Raw genomic sequence first — 24,296 nt, forward strand, 5'->3', positions numbered from 1 at the left:
TAAAGCTATACTATGACATAATATAATTTGCCGACTAATTAATAGGTAAAAAATAATTATCAAATCATCACGATGCATTCTAATTATATGCTTTGAATTATTAAAATCAAGGAATGGCAATTAAAATCAACAAAACCAAAATATCTAATTACTTGCATAAAGCACAGACGATATCACTATATAACCTCATCATTCCTGGTTTAACTTACTAATAACGTCTAATAAAATTCATTAGACGTTATTTTTGTTTCATAAATATAGGTTATCAAACAATAAAATCTGTTTCTTGTGCTGGCTGCCCAATTATTTTCACTAAAAAATCGGAGAATAAATGGTCGCCTGTCACATTATTTAATGCTAGCTCACTAACATTGCTTCCAGCATCATAAGTCAGCATAGCTTCGCCTGCTTTACCGCTGAAACTATTAACAAAATGGAAGCCGCCACTGTTGGAAAAATTGAAAGCTGAAAGATCAATCTTGTCAATGCCACGTTCAAAATCCATTATCCAATCAGCAGCTTGTGGGGTGGAGTCACTAACTTTGCCAAATACAAAAATATCTTTACCTGTCCCCCCCCACAACACATCAGCACCGCCATCGCCGAACAAGATATCATTACCATCACCTCCCATTAAGGTATTACGAGCGTCGTTACCCACGATGATATCGTTACCTGAGCCACCAATCGCATTTTCGATAGTCACACCGGCCGCAATGGAAACGTTGCCTTTCAGACCACCGACATCAGTGAAGGATTTCTCATGCAAGTTAATACGTTGATCATTGCTATAACCGGAAAAATCAAAGGTATCGTTACCATCGGCATCCCAGACCGAAAAGATTAATGCCTTACTGCTGTCCGCTGCAGTGTAATAATCACGATTGGTATTGGAATGAAAACCGTATATGGTATCACCGGTGCGGGTCGTCATATTCGCTCCGTATAAATGCTGAATAGCCGCAATATCATCCAACATCGGTGCAGCAGCATAATGCCCTTTGTTATCGCCTCCGGTATTTTTTTCGTTCCAATAACTCATAATACTGAACTGACGGGTATCTTCCGCATAAGTCACATCTTTATAAGTCGGTGTTCCCTCCCCTGCATTATAATTACCGGGATGGCTAAGGCCTAGAGCATGCCCTATTTCATGGGTTAGTGTTTGCCGTCCATATTCCATGGTATCCGGGTGGCGTATATTATCGACGTTATAATTGTACCAGGTAGAACCAGATGAACTTCCACTGCCGGGCAAAAGTGCATAGGCCTGTGAATCAGCCAGTGACCCGTCGTGAGAAAGTGTAAAATTGCCAAATGTAACATTAGCTTTTTGGTTGGGAGTGATTTCTGTGAATGTAATATTGGCAGCATCTGACCATGACTGTAATGATAATTTAGCAGTGGCAATTTGTGCGGGGTTAAATTTAACAAAACCCTTATCGCCCCCCGGAATTCGAGTAACACTATCTAAAAATGAATAAGTCAGCTTTACCGGCTGATCAAAAACATATTTACCATTCCACGTTTGATCAGTGCGAGTAATTTGTAATCCAGCATCTTCATTGGAGTAAGAAGGCTTACCGTTAATCACTAAGTCTTCACCACGCGCATGATACTGAAAAAACTCGCTTACTGCATTATAACCACTCCGTGATATCGCGGCATCAAGCTGATCGACAACTTTATTACTACTTGCTTTCATAGATAAATTTCCACGTAATTGGACTTAATCATCATTGAACGGAACACAGCCGATAAATTAATTTAATATTAAATTAAAAACACGGGCATCCACCTTCGTAATATTTCAGAAGAATTAACCAACAAATGAACATGCATGATGAATAATTCGCTAAGTAGTCATGCAAAATTAATTATAGCTGGTAAATATAAAATGCAAGGGAGATCGAGTTTATTTTTATTTATTCAAATTTAATTTTTAATATTGAATTAAAACAAAGGATTATAATTCATATAAAGTTGAATTGTTTTAATAAAAATAGATGCTTTTATTAATTATTCAAATAAATACGAATTGATGGTTATACGACTGTGTTGCATTAATAGTGGTAAGTCAGTAAATAGTGAGTACTTATCTTCATCACAGACTTTATCTATCAAAGTCCCAATCAATTTAGTACAAATTTAGCCCGATGAGAGCGAATGGGATATAGCAGGCTCTGTCGCATTAAGACGTTGTTAGGTAACATGCTGTTTTTTTTGTGATGTTACCTGCCCATGTCTCTGATCCGAGACGCCTTCTATCGCCTGCATTATCCCGTCGATATTATTGCTCAGTGTATCCGCTGGTATTGAGCTGTTACAGATAATCCGCAAAGGACAACTTCATCATCCTACTGATGACCAATTGTCACCGGCAGAACAATTTTATCTGTTGGCGGCCTGAAAAATAGGCAGTGCTATTTTGCCGACCTCGCTCTGTTAATGCAACAAACCTACAAATATGGAGTAGTTTAATTTTCACGGCAAACTTAAACCAGAGCTAAACGAATGGGGGATTTACATATTTCGTATGAATAATCAGGGTAGTAATATTTTTAGTGAGATAATTCCAATTAAAATCAACGGCATTTCTTACCTGATAAGGAGTATCATCGCGACAGAAAAATCACGTTAATGATGCAATCCAAACTCGAAAAATTAAAAATATAACATCCAAGATTACAATAACAAAAAAATAGAAAGAATTACCAATCACATGTTCTGTTACTTTGTTCAAAAAATAAAATTCAAATATAATTTAGCATGTTAATTAATCACTCCATGAATTATCATCTTTAGTTAATAGATAATTCACTCATATGGAGAATGATAATGAAAATCTTGTTTATCGATGGGGCACAAAAATCATTGCATTATAACAATAAGAAAATTATGTTAACAGAAAAGGAATTTTTAATGCTAGAATTACTAATAAGTAAGAGAAAAAACAATAAGATACCTATAGATGAAATTATAACTCATGTCTGGAGCGGAAGAGAGAATACTATAGTTAAAGGCAATGTCTCACAGTTAGCCTATCGGCTAAGAAGTAAATTATCCGCCATAGGGGATGCTATCCAGATATCTATTTCTATGAATAGTGGTGGACATTGTAAAGTTCATCGAGATACGATAACCATTATCACAACAAATAATGGAATTCTCTGCTTATTGCTCAAATCTCTACTGAATGTTAACAAAAACGACGCCATTTAATCTTGGTTAGTTAGCCGGTAAGCAATCTTAAGACACTGACAATAACGACAGCTAAATTATAATTAAAGATGATCACAAGTAACAAATAGGATAAACATAAATAATTGCAAATGACTTGGATAGTATAGAGACTGCAAGATATTATTTGAAATCCAACAAGTACGAAAAATTAACATAAATCGACTATGATAAAAGAAGTATATTCATCCATTCGCTATGGACCAAGAATAAAGCTAAAATATATTTTTATATATAGACATGGGTCTGACTATTATTTGGCCCATGTGCTGAAGTAAAATAAACTACTCCAGTTACAGGTTAAGATAATTATTTATACTAATTTTTATGGTGAAATATAATGAGCAGACATTCGAAATCAGCCATTGAATATGGCTAATAAATGGAGATACATCATGTCACTAAAGCCCCCAGCAGAAACACAAGTTATTACGTGGGTAATCATCGGTGTCTTATCTGCCTGGGGAGGGGTGGTGAGATATCTAATAGATAAACAAGGAACCCGCTGCAAATGGAGTTGGATGGCTGTAATTAGCCAAGTAATAATATCGAGTTTCACCGGTTTATTAGGTGGATTATTGAGCTTTGAAAGCGGTGCTAGCTATTACATGACATTCATATTTTCTGGATTGTTTGGTGCAATGGGCAGCACAGCTCTGAGCTATATATGGCGTCGTTTCTTCAATCCTTCAGGGAGGTAAAATGAGTAACTTTATTCTTAGCCACATCAGTAAGAGTAATTTACGGGGCGTTCATCCCCATCTTATTAACATTGTGTATTTGGCACTTGAGATTGCAGATATAGATTTTTGTGTCATTGAAGGCGTCCGTGATATTTCACGTCAACGCCAAATGGTACTAACCGGTAAAAGCCAAACGTTAAATAGTCGTCATTTAACTGGACATGCTGTAGATCTTGCCCCATGGATAAATCAATCTATTCCATGGGATAACTGGAGTGCATTTAAAGTAGTTGCAAACGCAATGAAAATTTCCGCAGAAAAATTAAATATTCTCATAGTATGGGGGGGCGATTGGAAGACGTTAAAGGATGGCCCACATTTTGAACTCTCACGAAAGAGCTACCCATGATATTACCTATTTCAAAAATGTATAGTATCGGACTATTTCTAGCCATACTACTTGTTTGTGTATTATGGATACGCTATCAGCAACGAGCTTATAACCAAATTCAGCAAGATAATAAACAATTTAAAATGCAAAATGGCTTATTAAATAACCGGCTTTTACAACTAAAAAGTCAGGCTGAAAATTTAGCTTTTGTCATAACTAGACAAGCTCAAAATCAAACTGAATTGGAGACAAAAAATGATTTATTCCGTCAAAAGACTCGTACCGCTTTGGCGAAAAACTCTTTAGCTAATCAGCCTGTCCCAGTTGATGTTATTCGATTACAGCGCGAACTTATCGAACCAAAATAGCTATCCTTTCGAGCTTATTCCTCGCTCTATTTTTGAAAGAAGCGACGCACCACCATTCGATGTTGAGCGCTGGGGCAATTATCCAGATTATTTTTCCCGTCTATATCTAGCGTTGGAAAAGTGTAATCTGGATAAAGCCACTACCGCAGAGCTAATTTTTTCTGACATGAAACACCTAAAGTCCCCTACGAAAAGTCAAGAGTCATATCTTGCCCCTCTATGATGGCGAGATTCATATGTATTATGGTAATGAAAAATGAACTCTTGCTAGAGTTGTGGCCGTAATAATCATGAGCCAACAATGTTCCAATTTTCAATCAACATTATATTTCTCATTGCATTCTTTCAGAAAAAATCCAGTAATATAATCTCAGAGTTGAATCCCATTGGTTATTTATGGGGGTTTTATCTGTGCCAATCAGAGTAAAAAAACACATTGAATTATAGCAAGGTGTTCTATCAACTAATCAAATCTACATTGTCAGTAACTGGTTAACTTGCGACTAATTGTAATAAAAATTAAATTACCGCATTATGCCGAATCTATAAGTCAAAGTAATATAGCAGTAAGGTAAAATACATAATAAATAATTAAAATAAAAACATACAAATACTAATAACATTACTTTTAACCTAATATTGATTTTTTAATGAGTGACATGTTGAGTATTCTTCTGGCACCAACACTATGGTTGGCATAAAAAGAGGATGTAAAATATGAGCAAGGTAACTATCACTATCAATACCGATACAAATGAAGTAGACGTTAAAAACTTAACTGAGGCTGATACCGAGAATTTAACTTTGACCGCAGCACAAGCCAGAGCTAGGGTGCCAACTGAGGTTGCTCCTAACTCAAGTACCGAGGTCCTTTATCGCAGCACACCGATTATTCCTGAAAGTCGTCGAAATGTAATGATCACTAATGATGGTGCTGCAAATATAATTACAGCTCAATATTATTGGTCGCACAGCTTTACGAGTCAATGGTTCTTGTATACCTCTATTGACGTAAATGTCGGTGATTCTAAGTTATTAGTTTCACCATCTAATTCATTATATTACAGTAAGGTTGTTCTAATTAACAATACAAGCCGTAAGGCATATGTCACCGCTGAGGAAAAATAAACACCGCCTTAATATAAGGTAATTTATTTTTATAAAAAGGAAAATAAAACATTAACTGGTCTCACCTTCGCAATAGTTAAGGCCAAATATTTACTATTAAATTTTGACTTCTGCTTATGCAGAAGTGAGGCCATTAATTGTCTTTAATAAAGTAATGTCTTAAAAAGTGCGACATGATTTTTTATTTTAAACTTTAACTATAGGTATATTAAATGAATAACATTACAGAATATAGCAATACAGCGGAATTTGTTCCTTACAATGTATATGCTACTTCAGCCTTTGAATTTGACTGGGACTCCTCAGCAATTCTTAAGCAAGCAGTGCTTAAAGGGATATCATTCATTCCTTATGTCGGTGATTACTTATCCTCTATTATTGATTTCTTTTGGAAAGACCAAGAGAGGGATATCTGGCAGGAAATTTTGGGTCGGGTACAACAACTTATTGAAGAGAATGTACTTAAGGCTATTAAAGGTATTCTATTGGGTGATATTGCCGAACTTAAGGGGAAGATTGCCTCCGTAGTTGCAGCTTTGCAGGATCATCCTGGTACACCTGAAGCCAAAAGTCTATTTATGAGCGTATCGGTACATTTGGACAGTGTACAACGCAAGTTTACTACTTTTGATCACAAAACTAACTATCATATTTTGCCGATGTATTCAGCAACCGCGTTAATGCAAATAATGTACTGGACTATGGGCATTGAGCGTAAAGACGATATTGGACTGAACAGTAATGAAGTTGGGCAACTTCAACGAAATATTGATCTATTGGTTAAACATGTCGAAGGCTATATCCAAGGGATTTACGATACAGAATTAGAGATCCAATACAACGACTCTGCGCCTAATACTGTGGCTAACAATGTTATGTATGTACATGGCTACTGTCGGGTGCATGGCTTGGAGTACACCGAGATCATTCAAAATATCCAGAAAAATGGAAGCAATACGAAGGGACTGTATTTAAAAACACTGAGTTATTCGACCTTCTTTGGCTGGCCAACCAGTCAGGCACGAATTCTTGCATTAAAAGACGAAATTAATATGCCGGAGCCATTTAAGCCAAAATTAATAAATGGCCGTATAAACCAAATCAAGTCAGTTAAAGGTTTTATTCAACGTATCGGAGGCGCTTTACGGGTAGGTGGATTAGAAGTGACCTTTGAAAATGGTAATAAGTATCAACAAGGAACTGTTACCGGCGAATCTAGTTCAATTGACCTCAATGGGGGTGTCATTGAGACAATAGAAACCTGGGGTAATGGTGCTATTGACGAAGCCAAATTTACCCTAAGCGACGGACGTATCTTAACTGTTGGTCAGCGCTATTCAACAAACTACAGAAAGTTTGCGCTCGAGGGGAAATATATTTCTGGTATTTTTATTGCCAGCGATCGAAGTGAACTAGCCGGTCAAGCTGCAAATATTTGTGTTTCTTATCACCAAAAACAGTGAAATAAATAATTTAATCTATATAAAGCTGCATTTTTGCAGCTTTATCTTAAGTTAATTACAAAAGGAAAGTAAAAGTGAATAAAATACCTCTGGCTTTGTTTTTATATGTTTTTTGCATTTCAGCTTATGCAGTGAAAGAAACGAGTTCAATTTCAGAAACAAGTATTCCACCTGAAAGGAGTATGCAACATTCTGCGAGGAATAGTGAAACCTACACCTATATAAAGTGTGTCTATAGGAAAAATAAAGATAAAAATTTTGATGCAACTTCATCTTGGGAATGGGGACGGGCGGATAACGCAGCCAACAATTATGCTACAGTTAATGGTCATTGGTATTCTAACGCCATTCTAGCTAATATGTTTTATACAAAATCTAGCCACCAAGAAATAAAAAATGTTTGCATTAATACACTAAATAAAAAAGACATTAACTATAGTGACTTAATACCTTACGCATCTGATTACACTCTATCCTATTATTACTCATTCTGGAATGAAGGAAGTAATATTCCCTTAGTAGAAGTTGGCAAAGCGAAACTGGATAGAATGGTTGTTTTCGGTGATAGTTTATCTGATACGATTAATGTTTATAACGGTTCTTATGGAACAGTGCCAAATAGTAATACATGGTTTTTAGGGCATTTTTCAAACGGACTTGTTTGGCATGAATACCTGAGTAAAAAGCATATCAAGGTGCCAGGCTACACATGGGCAACGGGCAATGCAGAGAGTGGCAGTAATCTGATATTCTCAGGGTTTAGTCAGCAATTAGACTCATTTGAGTCTTATATGAAAAAATCTAATGGATATGATATTGGTCAAACTCTTTTTCTTGCTATGTTTGGCGGCAATGATTTTATCACGGGAAATAAATCACCTGATGATATTGTTAATAACTATAAAACCTCTTTAGTTCGATTGAAAAGTCTGGGAGCTAAGCAGGTTGCGATATTTACTCTCCCTGATTTCTCAACTATCCCTGCGGTTAAGAACTGGAGTCAGTCCGACAGAGATAAGTTAAAAAACAAATCCATTGAGTTTAATACGAAACTAAGCTCGTTAATTAATTCTTTAAAATTAACCTATCCTGATGTCAAATGGATTATGCCAGATTTAAATGCAGCTTTTGATAAAATAATCAAAAATCCCGCAAGCTTTAATTATGTAAACGCTAAAGATACTTGTCTGAATCTGAGAGATTCCAGTCTTGATTATATTGCAGGTGCATCACCTAAAGAGGAATGTAAAAATAGTAATGGAGCATTTATCTTCTGGGATAACATGCATACAACGACAAAAATGCATGAAGATATCAGTGATATTCTGGGTGATGAAATTAAATTTTTACTGTAAATGATCGTTAGCAATATAAGTAACCGTTATATAGAAATGGCGTATGTTCACTGTGGAGTGACATACGCCTCTTTATATTATTATAAAGGAGGAGTTGTATATAAATTATGATTATACACATGGCTATTCAAACCCTTGACGAATAGCTTTACGAAAGAAGCGCAATGCAACCGCAGAGTCCCGTTTAGCGGCCAGCAAAAGGTCGATGGTTTGACCTACAGTATCGACCAAGCAGTACAGATATCGCCACAGGCCTTTGATTTTGATGTAAGTTTCATCCATTCGCCACCGCCGACCTACTGTGCGTTTGTGTCGGCGAAAAACCTTATCTAACAGCGGCACCCAACGATGCAGCGTGGAATGGTCAACGACAATACCACGCTCTGCCATCATCTCTTCCAGGTTGCGTAAACTCTGTGAATAAGCCAGATACCAGCGGACACACTGAGCAATAATATCGACGGGATAATGCAGGCAACAAAAGGCGTTTCGGGTCAGAGACATGGGCAGGTAACATCACAAAAAACAGCATGCTACCTAACAACGCCTTAATGCGACAGAGCCATTTCATGTGGGGGTATCTCATCCCATTGAACCTCGGCTTCCCCCTATTTATACCCCCAACTATCTATAAAATTCAGTCGATGCGGATAAGCGTAGGGATACGAGGAAGTTCCAGAGATGCTATAAGGGCCCTACAGGAGCCAAATTAAACTCTCAACACACTGTTAAATAAATATATTTACTAGCTTCAATTTTCAAGATACCCCCAATGATACCCCCAAATAATTTTCCTTCCCCAAACCTGCACAAATAAACTACCAATAATCGTGAAAGACGGTATTTGCTATCAGAATGATTTCATATCATCGCACTTCACTTTAATGGTTGTTATTTGACCGCCAATTTAACAGTTGATTATGGATTCATAATCACAAATAAAATTTCTCTATATATAACCAGAAAGTGGTCGGTTCGGTAGGTTCAGTCGGTTCACAGACGCACTTATTTGATATATAAGACAAATTAATTTTAAATTGAACCGACCCACGGTAGGTTCATCTCTCTATAAAGTCGGTTCAATAGCTTGTTGAACTTCCTTCAAGCTGACGATAACCAAAAATAACTATTAATCTTCAATATGTTACTGTTTATCACTCATCTGATTGACTAAAAAAAAACCAATACCAACTTTATTAATATCCTCTATGTGTAAACTATAAAAGATGTTCACAAAAATCGTTTGTCAGAGAAAATTAAGAGGCAACATAGTTATGGATAACATTATTCAGTTAGTACCGTCACGTTGGGTTTCGGAATCAGTATTGATGGCTATAACTGGCTTAAAGAAAAATACCATTAAATATGCTAGAGATACTTCGTGGATGGAGGGGCGCGAGTACAAACACGTTTCAGGGAATGGCATCCCTCACGAAACAGCGGCTTGCTTCTACAACCGTGAATTGGTTGATGAATGGATACAGAAAATGCCAAAAGCAATACGTCGTGAGAGAAAGCCCACTTAGATAGGTAAGTTGCTGAGTATAGAATTGGCGCACAACCAGCATTGAACGTGTGAAATAGTTAAAATATGGGTAAATCGGGCGACCGTTTAAGGCTTAATCTCTCTGCATCAGGTCGGTGATCTACTAGCCACTCCTTCCCTGATAAATCCCCAGTATTTGTGTTACAAACTATTCGATCTATGATGCTTAAGGAAAATCTAAACTTTATGGCACCCAAAGGCATCCAGCTAGTCCATATCTCAAGGAAGAGTAATGAAAGAATATGTAATCCCTACAATTCTAGCCGCGGTAAGCGTAGCGAGCCTCTCATTTACCGCAATGTACCTATTCGACCTATTGGATAATGGGTTGAGCATTGGTGGGATATGTATTAATGAAATTCGTATTTACCATTACCACTGCTAGTCCATAGAGGGGCATTATGAAAATAAATAGTATCGTGGTTGTTATCGCCATCGTACTTGCTGCTTTTGTGGCTGGGTACATAGTGTCTGAGATGCTTGCTAGGTAACCCACTGCTAGCCCATAGATAGCTCAAGGAGGAATAATGGCATTTAACGATTTGGAATTTCACGCAGTCAAAAAAGAAGTATCCCAGTTTATAGATAGCATTAGGCCTCCCGCCAATGTTCGTGATGAGCTTGATATTATTTTCCACATCACCGACCAAAGCATTGAAATAGCTGAGCTGCGTTCAGTATGGCGTAGAGAGCCGGGAGAGAAAGTTGAGCATAGTGTGGCAAAAATAACCTATGCCCGGTCACAGAAAGCATGGAACCTATACTGGATGCGAGCTGATATGAAGTGGCATCTGTATGAATCAGTGAAAACTTTAGCTGATGCCCTCAAGATTATGGAAGAAGATGCTAATGGTTGTTTCTTTGGCTAGCCCATAGAGGGGTGGGTAAACAAATACAGCGAATCTGGCAAAGACCGGAGCGCGTTAAGATTTCCAGGGTGCACAGGAAACGTTGATGAGCGAAGAAAGCGAAGTCAGTGATATGACTATTCAAGAGCCACTTTTGAGCCTGGAAGTTGTTAGCATGCGTCCGGCGCTGGGAGGAACCGCTCACTTAAAAAATACAGTGATAGCCTCTGATGGTTTGGAATATGCGGTTAAAAGCGTAAAGGATGGCGAAACTTCGGAACTTAAGGGCCTGCCAAATCCCAGACAGATCCCCGCTTCTGAGTGGTTGTGTACCAGACTTGGGGAAATGTGTGGATTACCAACTCCACCTTGCAGAGTAATTTATGACGGCCAAAATAATGAGTATTTTTTCGGATCGAGATACGATTTAGCTGCCTCTTCGCGCCCAGAGGATGAAGTTGATTTTGCTTCATCACTAATGTCTCCGTCACCAATACTTAGAAAACAAGTGTGGTCAATATATGCCTTTGATCAGTTTGTTTATAACATTGACCGACATCTAAAAAATTATCTTTATACAAAAAATCGTGATGGTTATGTGACCGTCCAAGCTTTTGACTTTAGTTTAGCTGCGATGGTTATGGGGTGGCCCAACAAAGTTGGCGATGTGCTGATCCCTCCAGGCTACCATACAACGAATTATTGGAACTCAGTGAAGAGTTTGACATACAATGGGCTTTGTTGAATAATTCGGATTTAGATAAAAGCGCCTCTCGTCACTGACTTCCTCAGGCAATCCGCACACTTTCTGGCATCCCTGCACGCGTCATTTTGTTTAAGGCACGGATCATGGCCATAGTTTCTCCAACCTGCGCATCGTAATCCCTCAACGTAAGATGCCCACCAAACAGCTGTTTTACGCGGTACATCGCCGTTTCGGCCACTGAACGCCGGTTATAAGCCGTGTGCCATTTCCAGTACGCATTGCTCCCAGTAAGCCGTTGCCTCGCCACCGCCTGATTTCTGTCGGCATACTCCACCGGCCAGTAGCCGGCGCGCGTTCGCGGCGGGATAAGCGCCTTAATTTTCTTGCGCCGCAACTCGTCGTGGCACCGCTTTGTGTCATAAGCCCCGTCGGCACAGGCAGCCCTGATTTTCCTGTGCGTCTGACGGATAAGCCCCGGGAATGCCTCTGCATCAGTCACGTTGTTTAGGGACAGGTCAGCGCAGATAATCTCATGCGTATCAGCATCCACCGCCAGGTGCAGTTTCCGCCAGACGCGGCGCTTTTCCTGGCCGTGTTTTTTCACCTTCCACTCACCCTCACCGAAGACTTTTAAGCCGGTGGAATCGATAACCAGATGGGCAATTTCACCGCGTGTTGGGTTTTTGAAAGGGATGCTGACGGATTTAGCCCGCCTGCTGACGCAGGAATAATCCGGGCAACGGAGCGGGAGCTTCATTAGGGTAAAGATGGAGTCAATGAATCCCTGCGCAGCGCGAAGTGTGAGGCGAAAAACGCGTTTGAGCATCAGAACGGTTGAAATGGCCAGCTCAGAATAACGTTGCGGACGACCGCGTAAAGACGTGTTGGGCTCGTCATACCATGCCTGAATGGCCGACTCATCAAGCCAGAATGTCAGTGAGCCCCGATTGACAAGCGCCTTGTTGTAGGTGGCCCAGTTGGTGATTTTGAACTTTTGTTTTGCCACGTGATATCGCTGCAGGATCAGGAGTGTGGTGATCTGATCCTAACTACGGCCAAAAGTTCGATTTATTCAACAACGCCCATACAATGATAAAACGTGTAGAGATTCTGCACTGCAAATCCTTGATAATATCGGCAAGATTAACGTTGATGATATAGAGAGAATATTCCTGGAGATGCCGGGAGACTGGATAAATCCCCTACATAGAGATGCGCTGACATCGTGGTGGGGTAGCCCTGGAAAAACTGATAGAGTAAGCGCGGTAAAGGCTGAGGTGTTAAAATGACAATGTACAAATACAGCATAATCAGGATAACGCCAAACCCCGTTCGTGCTGAATCAATCAACGTTGGGTTTGTCGTAACATCCCCAAATGGCGTAGCAGATGTTCGCGTTCTAGATTCTTTTAGTAAAATCAAGGCTGTTACCAATGATTATTCAATGGAAAAGCTAGACGAATTAAAAGTTCAGCTAGAGAAAATGCTCACAGACTGCTTAACAATTGAGCAGGCATCAGCCTTTTTCCAAGGCAGCATTACCCTTTCCCCTATTGGTACATTTTCGGCAAATAATAGCCTTGAGTACGATAGCAATGTTGATAATATTAATAAATTGTATATCTCACCAATAAGAGCAAATAAAAGATCGCCAGTAACACAAAAGAGAATAATCACTGAGCTAAAAGATGAGTTTGAGCGATTTGGAATAATGGGTAAAAACGTTAATGAGATACATAACCATAAGGTAGTTCAAGGCTATCCACTTTCTGAAGAAGAAGGTCTTTATGCTGAACTTCTACTTAAAAATGGCGTGTACCATTTAACAGAAACTCTAGACTTTAGAAGTTCAAACTTAAAACAAAAACTGGGAGATACGGCTGTTAAAGCGATCACCATGAATGCGGCTAAATCAGTTTGGCATGATGAAGTGAACACATTCTTGGTCTATGCCGCTGAAGCATCTCAAGAAAGAACATATGCGCAGCAGATTAACTTAGTTAATGGCTATGCTGATAAAATGTTCAACTTGCTGAGCAAAAGTGATATGTCTATTTATTTTGAACATATGATGGAAGCTGCCGGCAGAAGCATGCCAACTCATTAACCCCACTAACCCGGCCCCGCTGCCGGGTTTACCAAACAAAACTATAAGATAAGTATCTGTTCTATTGCCGACGTCGCTGTCGGCTTTTTTGTGCTCATAGCTTGATAAGTTACAAAGTTGTTACCATACTAGATTGGTAATAAAAAAATTGCTCCCGAGTTTTTCCAGTTGCCCCTCATATTGTGGGGCTTTTTTATGTCTGCAATCTGACAATCTCGCCACCCTACCCTCTAATCACCCTTATAGCCTTATGGTAAACCGCTGTTCTCATTGGATCTCTGTCAATGTCACAGTACGATACCAGCATTGAAATAATTTGATCTTTACTTGGCTCGTCACCATGTTTAATCAAATTAACCGTCGCTCTACCTATCACTACGCATACATCGCTATAACCGATCGTGTCCTGATCCATATCGCCTCCATGTAAGTGTTAACCAACCTAACATGACTGAGCGAGAATTTCGCGAAAGAACTCATACCATCAGACCGGGCCATTAAGCCCGGTTTTGTATTTTATAAGCCTGACAAATCACAATGATCGTTTTAACCGATCAATATCAATACATTGATCTGTCTAACCAATTTGCAAACGTGAGAAAAACAGTGGTGATCGGGGTTATTAGAAGAATATGTCTTTATGCGATTCGAAGTACATGGAAAAAGAATAAGAAAAACTATATTATTTAATTATAAAAATATGTCATTAGTTCAACCTCAGTAGAGAATCACCATGTTAATAACTTGTATTTACATATTGATAAGTTTAGGTTTCTTTAATACGCTAACATATATTTATTCTCCTTCGGGGGATAGAATATCCAATGGTGAAACTGTAGTTCTTGTTTTGGGTGCATTTTTGTGGCCAATTATGCTCATTGGCGCGCTTACAACATTTATATTCGCAGGCCCACTTCTCAGTTTATTCCGATTTATACGCCGATTTGAAAGTAAATTGAACAGCTAGCCTTCCCTTTGATACTCCGGGCAATTAAGCCCGGTTTTTTTTGTTTTACTCTACCGTTACAATTGGCTCAGGCAACCCATCACGAATGAAACTCGGCAGTGAATCGTAAAATGCTATATATCTTGGATCGTTAGCATAAACCTCACCTAAAAAAGAATAATATTCCGGTGATTGCTGGCAGCAGAACCAGCTAACAATTACTGTTTCTGTTTCATTAGAAAATTGTACATATAAAGTCTCCATTCTTAGCTCCCATTAAAAAGCATAATCAACCAAGCTAGATGCAAAATTAGTTAATGTACCCAACGTCGCATTAGCAGAGTAATAAATGGTTTGTGCAGTGATTACCGGGATGTTCATAGCTGTATATGTAGACCCATAACCTGCCGTAGTTGTCATTGCGCTTGCCCGCCAAGCGATACCAGAAAGGGACGATGAAAACCCCATGCCAACAACGCCATTAGTAGATGTCCCCAATGCGCCATCTACGCTGCAATACTTAGCATTTATAGGTAAGTAATTGGGCATATTTATTGGCAGTAGCGGTGTCGTTCCTGTTGTTGTAGTCAGTACGGTTATTCTAGGGAATGAAATAGAACGGTCTAACTGATAACCAACTGTAAACTGGCTGCTCGCAGTTCGCCACACACTGACCAACGCGGACGCCGTATAACCCGATGGCATGTTAGCCCCGCCATATACTTCAGGGGCCAGCACTGACGTAGCATTAACTGCAAGCAATGCAGAAACTTGAGTGGTTGGGTTATAAATCGCATACAGAGCCACAAAGCCCGCAGCCGGAACCGTACCGGTATCCATCCCGCCTGCACCAGTTGTTGCAAGGTTTACTGTCTGGCTAAAACTACTCAGTTTGTACTGCAATCCACCTAAAGCAGTTTGCACGATTAATTCATCCGCGGTGAATGTTGCCGTCGCAGATGCGGCTGTAACACTCATTTTTGCATTGCGCGATGTACCAACAACCCCTGTTAATTGCGATAAACCAATGCCGCCAAGGTTTGCAAGAGCACCAGCGGCAGCAGTTGCGCCGGTCCCGCCGCCAGAAATTGGGACTGGGTTTGCTGAGTTCCATGCCTCGCGCACAGTGAATACCCGAGATCCAGCAGCGCCGACTGAAATAACTTCATAAACTCTGTAGTTTGAGTTCGTGACTGTATGTGGTTTCAATGTAAAACAAATATAATTACTTGAATTCGCAATGTAATTAACAGTAATGCTGACGGTTAAGCCGCTTGGGTAAGTAACGCCAGAAGGCGCATTTAGCCAATTCACAGTCGAAGCAAGGTAATTTGCACCCGATGTAAATGTAAAGTTCTGGAAGTCAAAGTTTACGATGGCTGGCTGAGTCGGCAATCCAATGCCTATCCCCGTCAGACCAAGAGTTGCCAATTTAGATACAGCAGTGGCTACCTGATCAAATTTATTGCTGTCTGGTGTGATACCGGCAGCACTCAGTACGCTAATTAATTCACGCTGAATGGTATTAAACCACTCTGCCGGCAATATCGTTGGTGGCACCCCACCTGCAACATTGCCATCCGTAAACTCGCCATTAATGTCAGCGCGGGTATTCGGTATATCGCCAATTTTTTGCATAGAAAATCCTCGCCAGTTAAGGCGTTAAAAATGAATGAAGGGTAATTATTTAATTAACGTAGCCAAATTTAAGGATGGTATGAGAAGGGTTTAACACTGTTAACCGACATTCAAGCTGCTTATTTCCCCACGAACGCAGCGGATCACCACAATACGTTAAACCACACTGAGCATAATTGATGGTGGTTTCTGGTGCGGTAATCAGCCAGGTGAAAGGCCACTCATCACCGTTTAAAGCATCCCCACAAACGGACATCCCGGCACAGGCTTGCCGGTATTGGGTGATAGCAATGGAGTAACCCAATGCCTCCGCAACACGAATAAAATAAGCAACAGACTGACCACCAATGCCAAACAGTTTAGATACTACGGCCCGCTGACGTTGGATAATGCTGTCAATCTCACCTATCGCACATAAATCAGGTAAACCAAGCGTCGCTTCCCATTCAGGCAGCATTGCCGTTGCTGTAGAGGGAAAAGCCGCATCGAGCAGATCACGGGCATCCTCATCACTGCGTTGGAAGGATCGAGCTAGTGCGCGTAACGTACTGGCTTGAACACCGTTAAGTTGCCGGGGCCAAACCAACCCGCCCGGCATCAGTGCCTGAAGCGCTGCGGTATATTCATTCACAGAATAACGGCTCATAGGTAGGTCACCGTTCCCCGGACAGGTAATTTACCGGTTTCAAGCTGAATATTATTCGTCGGAGAGTCGAGAATAAAACCACTGGTCCCTGTCACATCGCCGATGGCCAGCAGCAGTGACGACAGTAAGATTTTCCCACCCGGCTCACCCTCAGTAAAAAACACCTCATCAATAGCCGTATTTATTGCCGCGGTCGTTTCACTGGATGCCGCAGGAATACCACTGATAACAAAATTCACGGGCGCGGCAACCGGCGCACAAACATAGATGATGGCGATAATGGGCTGTAAGGGATAGATATGATCTGCAACTCGCCCCTGATCGCCGGTCGCTTTCACCGCCCCCCATTCTTCAAGCTGAGATACGCCGTCAGTCCCAACAGGAAAGCCGCCAGAATCATTGCCATCGCACATGATATAAATACCAACCGTACCAACCCCCTGTAAGCGGCGTTTAACCCAGCATCGAGTAATACCTGGTACTGACAATGCCCAGCCACGATAATCAGTATCGTTACCGCCTTGAGGGGTGTTTTGATAGGCCAGCAACATACGGGAACGAAAAGCATCTTCTGACTCAATATCAGCGCCGCCAGATATCTTAACTGTTGCGGTGGCCACTGACAGAACACCATCAATCGCTATATCTAATGTCAGCGACGTTCCGGCATCTGCATTTCCCGCCACACCGCCGCCCGTAGTGTCATCCAGTACACTGGGGAGTACGGCAGTGATTGAACCGGTGGCGGTACCACTAGCCCCCAAAGTTACCTCATGATCGAGGCGATATTGATAACCATCGGCCCGATTTAAAAGACTACCGGCGGTAATGGCACGGCCTGCGGTGCCACTAAACTCGACTGTAGGGCAGGTGGCGGGGTTGGCGGGTTTGCGGAAAACATCTTTCAACGCGGCCCACGCGGCAAGATATTCGTCAGTGGCATTATAAGGCGTGGATTGCAGCGCGATATAATCCAGATAACCATAATGTAAATGCGCCATTCCGGCATCAGCATCACTGATCACACCGATATTGGAGAAGCGCAATAAATTACCGCCCGTCTTGAGTTCTGATTGAATATAAGACAGGTTGCGCTGGCGCAGTTCGCTTAATGTGGGGCGATTAAATGGCATGTATTAGGTCTCCCATACCCATGAGAATTTAACTGAAGCCTGTGCTTTAGCCGGTTGTTGATAGCTGATGATCAGATTCAGTCGGTTGGGATACATTATCTGAGCATTGGCGCTTATTGCGGTCACTACACCGTCATCAAGTAACCAAGCTACGGCTTCATTGGCGTAGTCCTCAGCCTTTAACGCGACTTTAGTCGTGAGTTTTTCGCGGCGAAGCAACCACAAACGAGAGCCTATCGAATACTCTGAGCCGGTATCACCCCACCACCCGCGCCGATCGTCGCCGTCGATAGCGTCATCAGAACGGGCCAACCGGTCCGTGAACAGGCTAATTAAAATGGCAGTCTCTAAATCATCACCCTCCAGCAACCCACCGCCGCCGGTTTGCCAGTCGCCCAGCAATTTGTCCGGTTCCCAGACTGTTTTGATATCTGTTGTCATTCAACCACCTTGCCCGTCACTTCACTGGTTAATGTCGAGCTACCACCCTGAACATTTTTAAGTTGGTGATTGTGGGTGTTATAGGCTTCGCGCAGGGTTTTCAGTGTGGTGCTATTGCTGTCTGCGTTATCGACAATATCACCGCTAACCTCTAATAGCGGCGTATTTAGCCGTACTTTCCCCGAGGCATTAATCGTCACCTCAGTCGCATTATTGACCGTGACCGGTTGGCCATTGGCTTCAATAATAATGCCAGCTTCCGTTAACTTGACGTATTGCCCCCATTGCGAATAAATCACCGTTTCACCCGTATTGAGTCCGGTGTGGCGAAAAGACTGATGATTTGAGCCAATAATGACTGCACTTGACCTGTCACCACCTAAAAAACCAATAACCACATCAGTATTGGCGGGAAGTCCTGATGAAAAACCGAACTCAGCCAGCCTCGGGGTATCACTACGAACTTCTAAAGGGGTTTGATATTGGACGGTCTGAATGGTGCCACCATCATTGCTGCCCGTCACCCGCCCCACCCCGATCATCATTTTTATTTGCCGGTATAACTTGGAGAGTTGCCCTGAGTCGCTCATTACTGGTTTAACTCCATAAGATTTGAATAAAACTGATAAGGTTGGACGGTAAAGGCTTCGGGGGGCATCAGGACCATTTGCGCGGCGGTACCGTGGTCGTCTTTGAGGTAGGTCACCTCCGATAGCAGCCAGAGTTCATCCTTTAAACCAAAAACAGGTAAATCAATGGGGATCAGCGTGTTAGGTTCCCACAGTTTTCCGTCTTTATCCCGCCAGCTATCGACCGTCACCAACAGCTCTTTAGAGCGTCCATAACGGCGGTTCATTTCCCAATCAATACATTGTTGAGCCAGTTTTAGGGCTTTCATGGTACTTTCAACAATGATAATGCGGTTTCGATAGCGCATTTGGGCTGCTTCAGGATCGCGGCTTCGCGCTAACGTAACTGAACCGTATCCCGCATCCTGAACCTGCTCCTGAAGTTGACTAACAGACATCGAAACACCGATATAGTCAGAAAATCGTTGGTCCATTCCCGAGTTATAAGCAGCGTCTTCAATATTGATGCCCTGCGCTACCCCGCTGGCTGCTTTTCGCGTACCCACCCGAGTTAGATATAAACTGCCATCGGGTAGGTCGTAATACAGTAATGCCGCCCAGCGCGTGATACGGTCAATAATTTCCTGAGAGGACTCCCCCCAGTTCAATGTAAATTGGGAAACAATATCGAGGTCGGTAACATCACTGGACACCGTAATGCCGTAGGGCATCGCTAACCGTTGAGCTATCTGTAGCGCTGTCGATTGGCTGATCACATTGTTTGGCCACTCTGCGGAGCAATCAACCAAGTCCTGGCACTTGCTCCGCCCTGTAGCCCTCACTTCGCGGCGGTTACGGCTGATCATCGGTGCCCAGCGGTCTATGTAGCCTGTGAGAACAACATCATCCCCCAAATTAACGACACAGGCGTCTCCCGGGTTAACCCACTGCTGATTGTCACTCCCCGGATAAAGGTCCATCAATGACAGGCTGAAATCGCTGGGTAACCGCTCTATGCTGCGCGTGACCCGTATATTATCCCAACCGGAAATCAGCTTATTGCCAATGCGTAGTGTCAGATCATCACTCATGAGTTCAGTGCCTTAAATCGGACGGGCATAAATGCCGGGTGAACGGGGTTAGCCATTTTCACCAACGCGTCACCCCGTCGTGCATCCTGATATAGCCGATTGGCAAGATTAAGCGCGGGTAGTGATCGGTTAAAATTGACTGTCTCAACACGAGACAGGTTCGCGCCGGTCTGCTGTAACAGCGTGACGATTGAACCGCACAAGTCGTTTAGTGCCTGGTATACCTCGTCATTACCCCTGTCAGCCGCAGAAAGCGCCGCGCGGTCTACAACATCACAGACCCGCGTCAATATATCGACCGCATCGTCGTAGCTTTCAGGTTGATATTGCGAAGCAGCAAACACCATCGCACCGGCGCACAATACAATAATGAGTTGGTAGCTGGCGGCTGCGGTATTGCTGTCACTGGGATTAGGTCGAAAAGTATTGTCATCAACTTCCGTTAATTCTTGCATCATACGGATTAAATCAAGGGTACTGGCTCCGCTGGCCAAGATGGCATTCACAACAGCAAGAACAGCATTCGCATGCCCTTCAACTGTAGCGGCTGTTCGTAATGCCTCCGTGGCCTTGTTGACTGACTCCCGACCCTCAACTGATACCGCCATTCTTTGTGCCACCAGCGCGGATAGATTGGCCGTGTCATTTTGTGTACTAATGGATGCAGTCGCACCAGACACGCTGCCGCCAACCGTGCCGTGGTTGTAGCGGCCATAACGATCCCGGCCTAATGTAGAGCGGAGCATATTCCCAAGGTTTGTTGCCTCGCTGGTCGTTGAATTCACCATATTGACCCAGAATGCAGCCGTACTTTTCAGCGTTCTGATGGTTTGAGTGACAGAGCGGATCTCGCCTTTTACCGTGGCGATAAATGTCGCAACGGATTTGGACGCCAAACCAAACCATGACGACTGAATAGACGAAACGGCATCTGCTGAACTGGTAACAGAGAACACCCGTAAACCTGACTCAATGATGGTCAACGTAAATTCAAAAACCCGCCCTGACTCAGCCCCTTCATTCAGACGAAGACCACTTTCAGGAATACTGACCGTCATTTCACCCAGCGTTGGGTGTACTAATGTTCCCGCATCCGGCATTTCACAGGCAGCAATCAGTGAATCACGCTGAGTCATGACGTCAGGCGCGTTATAAAGTCCACTACTCTGAATAAGAAAACCACGGATAGTCAGGCGGCGAGTCGCGCGGCCCAAATCCTCAATCCATGCTGTATCGCGATAAGGGTATTCATGAATGGCCTGACGACGGCCGAATACACCTTCCGCAGTCATAACAGCAAAGGGAACCCCACGGAAGGATGCGGGGTGAAGGTGTTCAGACCATTGCCAACTATCGCCGCCCGTACCTAACAAATCAGAAAGAGCATTACTGATCAGTGACATTTTATTCCCTCCCTAAAATGAAAAAACCCGCACAGTGGCGGGCTAGAGTGTTTGTGGTTACTTTGTGTCGGGACTTCAATAAGCGCCGGTATTATTTAGCTGCTTGCATGGCATTTATCTGAGAGTTAAGTGCTTCAATGTCTGATGCTGGAAAATGCAAGATAACGCCATCATTTAAGTCAAAAACGACAGGAGTACCGGATAGTACTTTGTTATTTAGTATATTTTTACCTTCATCAGACTTTGGTTGAATTAGCTTTAGTCCATTGATACAGGCTTTTATAACCTTAACATACTCGCCATCGATTGAGATTGGGGCTATATCTTCAACATCAGAAGTTTCATTTTCCTTACAAGCTCTAACACCTTTACCGCTTAAATCCATCAATGCTAATATTTTTGTTTTTTGATTAACCATCGTCAGATAAATGCCCAAATCCGCCCCCTCGGCTGGAGCTAAGGTTGGCATTGAACCACCTAGAAACTGCCATTTAGCCAGATCACCGCTAGCCGCCATCACCGATGGTGACAGAGCAGAAAACAAAGCAACAATTACTATTGATAGTATTTTCATATAAAACCCTAGTTTTAACGTGTATAACCCGAAAATATAAATCAATATGTCATTGATGTCGCCACCTTCCCTCGCTCTGCTGCAGTAATAGTTTTACGTTCGCCAGTCTTATCATTAATCAGCGTAACCTCAACTTCAGTCTTCTCCCGTCCAATACCTTGAGTGATGTCGTTAATATCCTGACTGCTATTATTGGGCGTAGTTAAAATGGAAGACTGATTGTTTATACCCTCTGCGGTTATGTTCCCTTTCTGATTTCCACTGTTGGAGGGCAAAAACTGCCGCTGCGATAATAAAATATTAGGGTTACGCAACCCTTTCCAGCGGTCATCACTGATCGAGGTGTTAATACCACTATCAATCTCTTCTGAGGTATAAGGCTGATAGCCATTTTCATGGCCAATGATGGCCGTAACCAATTTTTTTAATACTTCAGGTGAATGAAGATCTAACCGCTCATACGGGTTTGCCCCTGTTGCACCAGAAACCGCATTAATATAACCCTGCGTATTATTTTCTGTGCTTGGCGCGTAAGTATGCAAAATACCGGAAAGCGTATTGTTTCCTCTATCACCATAGAGTTGCAACTGCCGGGAAAGAGCGGCGATCCCTTCCTGAGGACTAGCAAATGTGGAGAAACCTCCATTTTTACCTGTCGCATTAGGCGCTACTCGTAAGTTGCCGGGGTTATTATTTCTTACTCCTAAAGCATCCTGCCCTGATTTTGATGTTGTGGTCGTGGATGGCGTTAACAAATAAGGTTTATTTGTAGGCACTGCTGCCTTTTCTGCCTCCAGCCGTTTCTTTTCCTGCGCTTCCCAATCCGCACCGTACTGATCATTTAATTTTTGAGTAAAATCCTTATCTGGATATCCAAACGTTAAATAGGCTTTCTCTTTAAACGATAATGTCTCTTTGAATTTATCGTCTACTCGCGCCCGATGAAGAATATCTTTCTGTTTATCACCATGTGCAAACGAGTTTTCATCATCATTCTCGCGCATCTTCATATCATGAAGCTGAGTTGCAGCACTTCCCTTGACCATATTTTCATCAGGTAAAAGTTTTTGGGCTGCCCATATTTTCCCTTTAGTCATCAACCCATCAAGCGCGGCACTGGCCTCCTTTAACTGAGCATTCAATTCAACCAGTTGCGCATTAATTTTGGGGTCAACCGTTAAGCCAAAACTATCCGATTTAGCCAGCAATTCTTTGTACCTGACACCTTCACGCATTAATGCTAAAAGGGGGGCGTTCAATCCTAAAGCATCTGCCAAAGTCTTTTGTGTTTGTGGGGAAAGTTTAGGAAATATCTTGGCAACATTGTCCAGCGTCTTATAGACATCTGCCGTGCCATCTTTAAGGCGTTCAATGACAATCCCATTTTGAGCAAGCAACGCTTGTGTCGTGTCATTGCGTGCCCATAAAGGGTCATTAAACGTCTTGTACAAACCCTCAACAGATTGACGGGCGGAGTCGCTATCGACCCCTAATATCTGCATAGCACCGCTTACACGGCTAAAATTATCAACTGACATACCGGCATTTTTGGCTGCCACATCAAGCGAATAGGCTGAATCAGCGGCAGCACTTAATCCCTGAGCGGCTTTGACGCCAATATAGCCAACAGCGCCAAGCGCACCAAATCTGAGTACCTTGCTGCCAATCTCACCAACCATTTTTAGCGGGGGCACCATATCACCAACAAACTGCACACCTTCACGCGCAAACTGCCCCATTCCCTTTAGACGAGCATTGAGGTCGTCAATACCTTCAACTGATCCCTGCCCCCCTAATTTAAGTCCATCACGGGTTTTATCCAGATCAGGAATGAGATTTTTAACGACCTCTTCGATACGCTGAATGGAGGCCGACGCCTGATCTGTCGCGGTCAGTTCAAAATCAAATGCATTACCCATTTTTCCCCGCCTTCACCTTGTTAATTCTGACCGCCTGCTGATACCACCACTGTAATCGGCTATAGGTCAGGGACCAGGCATCTGCTGGCCCCCACCCATAG

The 24,296-nt window shown here is 42.3% G+C and carries 22 protein-coding genes and 4 pseudogenes; 13 read left to right on the forward strand and 13 right to left on the reverse strand.

Going from position 1 to position 24,296, the window contains the following annotated elements:
• Positions 1-265 precede the first annotated feature (265 nt).
• Positions 266-1,705 (reverse strand): serralysin family metalloprotease, encoded by a 1,440-nt coding sequence (locus V2A84_RS13040; protein WP_083159802.1) that lies wholly within the window; start codon positions 1,703-1,705, stop codon positions 266-268.
• A 536-nt stretch (positions 1,706-2,241) separates the two neighbouring features.
• Here V2A84_RS13040 and V2A84_RS13045 point away from each other — a divergent pair.
• The 9 genes and pseudogenes from V2A84_RS13045 to V2A84_RS13085 form a co-directional block, all read left to right on the forward strand.
• Positions 2,242-2,316, forward strand: a pseudogene (locus V2A84_RS13045) (IS6 family transposase); the annotation flags it as partial.
• A pseudogene (locus V2A84_RS13050) lies at positions 2,309-2,410 on the forward strand (IS6 family transposase); the annotation flags it as partial. The pseudogenes V2A84_RS13045 and V2A84_RS13050, both read left to right, overlap by 8 nt.
• A gap of 428 nt (positions 2,411-2,838) precedes the next feature.
• A complete protein-coding gene (locus tag V2A84_RS13055) occupies positions 2,839-3,222 on the forward strand; it encodes a winged helix-turn-helix domain-containing protein (protein ID WP_193784707.1) in 384 nt (127 codons plus the stop codon).
• Positions 3,223-3,635: 413 nt separating this feature from the next.
• Positions 3,636-3,941 carry a phage holin family protein gene (locus tag V2A84_RS13060; RefSeq protein ID WP_083159806.1) on the forward strand — a complete coding sequence of 102 codons (306 nt, stop codon included), beginning with the start codon at positions 3,636-3,638 and terminating at the stop codon, positions 3,939-3,941.
• A gap of 1 nt (position 3,942) precedes the next feature.
• The gene (locus V2A84_RS13065) at positions 3,943-4,332 is read left to right on the forward strand and encodes a M15 family metallopeptidase (protein ID WP_083159808.1); all 390 of its coding nucleotides are present in this window, start codon (positions 3,943-3,945) and stop codon (positions 4,330-4,332) included.
• Positions 4,329-4,682: a DUF2570 domain-containing protein gene (locus V2A84_RS13070; RefSeq protein WP_083159811.1), complete on the forward strand. Its 354-nt coding sequence runs from the start codon at positions 4,329-4,331 to the stop codon at positions 4,680-4,682. Before V2A84_RS13065 ends, V2A84_RS13070 begins: the two co-directional genes overlap by 4 nt.
• 717 nt (positions 4,683-5,399) lie before the next feature.
• On the forward strand, positions 5,400-5,810 hold the full coding sequence (locus tag V2A84_RS13075; protein ID WP_083159813.1) for a hypothetical protein: 411 nt from the start codon (positions 5,400-5,402) through the stop codon (positions 5,808-5,810).
• A 212-nt stretch (positions 5,811-6,022) separates the two neighbouring features.
• On the forward strand, positions 6,023-7,273 hold the full coding sequence (locus V2A84_RS13080; RefSeq protein WP_442848895.1) for an insecticidal delta-endotoxin Cry8Ea1 family protein: 1,251 nt from the start codon (positions 6,023-6,025) through the stop codon (positions 7,271-7,273).
• 74 nt (positions 7,274-7,347) lie between these two features.
• Positions 7,348-8,628: an SGNH/GDSL hydrolase family protein gene (locus tag V2A84_RS13085; protein ID WP_083159817.1), complete on the forward strand. Its 1,281-nt coding sequence runs from the start codon at positions 7,348-7,350 to the stop codon at positions 8,626-8,628.
• 138 nt (positions 8,629-8,766) lie between these two features.
• On the opposite strand, the pseudogene V2A84_RS13090 reads toward V2A84_RS13085, so the two are convergent.
• A pseudogene (locus V2A84_RS13090) lies at positions 8,767-9,132 on the reverse strand (IS6 family transposase); the annotation flags it as partial.
• Positions 9,133-9,902: 770 nt separating this feature from the next.
• Between V2A84_RS13090 and xisR the strand changes: the two are divergent.
• The 3 genes from xisR to V2A84_RS13105 all read left to right on the forward strand — a co-directional run bounded on the left by xisR (position 9,903) and on the right by V2A84_RS13105 (position 11,767).
• Positions 9,903-10,154, forward strand: coding sequence for an excisionase family protein (xisR, locus tag V2A84_RS13095; protein WP_167312756.1), 252 nt, complete (start codon positions 9,903-9,905; stop codon positions 10,152-10,154).
• Between the two features lie 547 nt (positions 10,155-10,701).
• Positions 10,702-11,043 carry a DUF3024 domain-containing protein gene (locus V2A84_RS13100; protein WP_442848896.1) on the forward strand — a complete coding sequence of 114 codons (342 nt, stop codon included), beginning with the start codon at positions 10,702-10,704 and terminating at the stop codon, positions 11,041-11,043.
• 85 nt (positions 11,044-11,128) lie between these two features.
• Positions 11,129-11,767 (forward strand): HipA family kinase, encoded by a 639-nt coding sequence (locus V2A84_RS13105; protein ID WP_442848897.1) that lies wholly within the window; start codon positions 11,129-11,131, stop codon positions 11,765-11,767.
• Positions 11,768-11,810: 43 nt separating this feature from the next.
• Here V2A84_RS13105 and V2A84_RS13110 read toward each other — a convergent pair whose 3' ends face one another.
• Positions 11,811-12,734, reverse strand: a complete 924-nt coding sequence (locus V2A84_RS13110; protein WP_226717630.1) for an IS5 family transposase — start codon at positions 12,732-12,734, stop codon at positions 11,811-11,813.
• Between the two features lie 279 nt (positions 12,735-13,013).
• On the opposite strand from V2A84_RS13110, the gene V2A84_RS13115 reads away from it, so the two are divergent.
• The gene (locus V2A84_RS13115; RefSeq protein WP_145484174.1) at positions 13,014-13,835 is read left to right on the forward strand and encodes a DUF3037 domain-containing protein; all 822 of its coding nucleotides are present in this window, start codon (positions 13,014-13,016) and stop codon (positions 13,833-13,835) included.
• A gap of 1,012 nt (positions 13,836-14,847) precedes the next feature.
• Here V2A84_RS13115 and V2A84_RS13120 read toward each other — a convergent pair.
• From V2A84_RS13120 to V2A84_RS13165, 10 genes and pseudogenes are all read right to left on the reverse strand, one after another.
• Entirely contained in the window at positions 14,848-15,045 is a 198-nt protein-coding gene (locus V2A84_RS13120; protein WP_442848898.1) for a hypothetical protein, read from the reverse strand.
• Positions 15,046-16,209: 1,164 nt separating this feature from the next.
• Positions 16,210-16,419: pseudogene (locus V2A84_RS13125) on the reverse strand (hypothetical protein); the annotation flags it as partial.
• Positions 16,420-16,468: 49 nt separating this feature from the next.
• A complete protein-coding gene (locus tag V2A84_RS13130; RefSeq protein ID WP_442848604.1) occupies positions 16,469-17,065 on the reverse strand; it encodes a YmfQ family protein in 597 nt (198 codons plus the stop codon).
• Positions 17,062-18,198, reverse strand: coding sequence for a baseplate J/gp47 family protein (locus V2A84_RS13135; protein ID WP_442848603.1), 1,137 nt, complete (start codon positions 18,196-18,198; stop codon positions 17,062-17,064). The genes V2A84_RS13130 and V2A84_RS13135 overlap by 4 nt, the downstream gene beginning before the upstream one ends.
• 3 nt (positions 18,199-18,201) lie before the next feature.
• Positions 18,202-18,639, reverse strand: a complete 438-nt coding sequence (locus V2A84_RS13140) for a phage GP46 family protein (protein WP_442848899.1) — start codon at positions 18,637-18,639, stop codon at positions 18,202-18,204.
• Positions 18,636-19,229: a phage baseplate assembly protein domain-containing protein gene (locus V2A84_RS13145; protein ID WP_442848602.1), complete on the reverse strand. Its 594-nt coding sequence runs from the start codon at positions 19,227-19,229 to the stop codon at positions 18,636-18,638. The genes V2A84_RS13140 and V2A84_RS13145 overlap by 4 nt, the downstream gene beginning before the upstream one ends.
• The gene (locus tag V2A84_RS13150; RefSeq protein WP_442848601.1) at positions 19,229-20,299 is read right to left on the reverse strand and encodes a phage baseplate assembly protein; all 1,071 of its coding nucleotides are present in this window, start codon (positions 20,297-20,299) and stop codon (positions 19,229-19,231) included. Before V2A84_RS13150 ends, V2A84_RS13145 begins: the two co-directional genes overlap by 1 nt.
• Positions 20,296-21,702: a DNA circularization protein gene (locus V2A84_RS13155; protein ID WP_442848900.1), complete on the reverse strand. Its 1,407-nt coding sequence runs from the start codon at positions 21,700-21,702 to the stop codon at positions 20,296-20,298. Before V2A84_RS13155 ends, V2A84_RS13150 begins: the two co-directional genes overlap by 4 nt.
• A gap of 91 nt (positions 21,703-21,793) precedes the next feature.
• Positions 21,794-22,276, reverse strand: a complete 483-nt coding sequence (locus V2A84_RS13160) for a hypothetical protein (protein ID WP_372558262.1) — start codon at positions 22,274-22,276, stop codon at positions 21,794-21,796.
• 41 nt (positions 22,277-22,317) lie between these two features.
• Positions 22,318-24,195 (reverse strand): hypothetical protein, encoded by a 1,878-nt coding sequence (locus V2A84_RS13165; protein ID WP_442848901.1) that lies wholly within the window; start codon positions 24,193-24,195, stop codon positions 22,318-22,320.
• Positions 24,196-24,296: the final 101 nt, after the last annotated feature.

Origin of the sequence: Yersinia sp. 2553 StPb PI (genome assembly GCF_052217105.1) — a bacterium.
GTDB classification, from domain to species: Bacteria; Pseudomonadota; Gammaproteobacteria; order Enterobacterales; family Enterobacteriaceae; genus Yersinia; species Yersinia enterocolitica_E.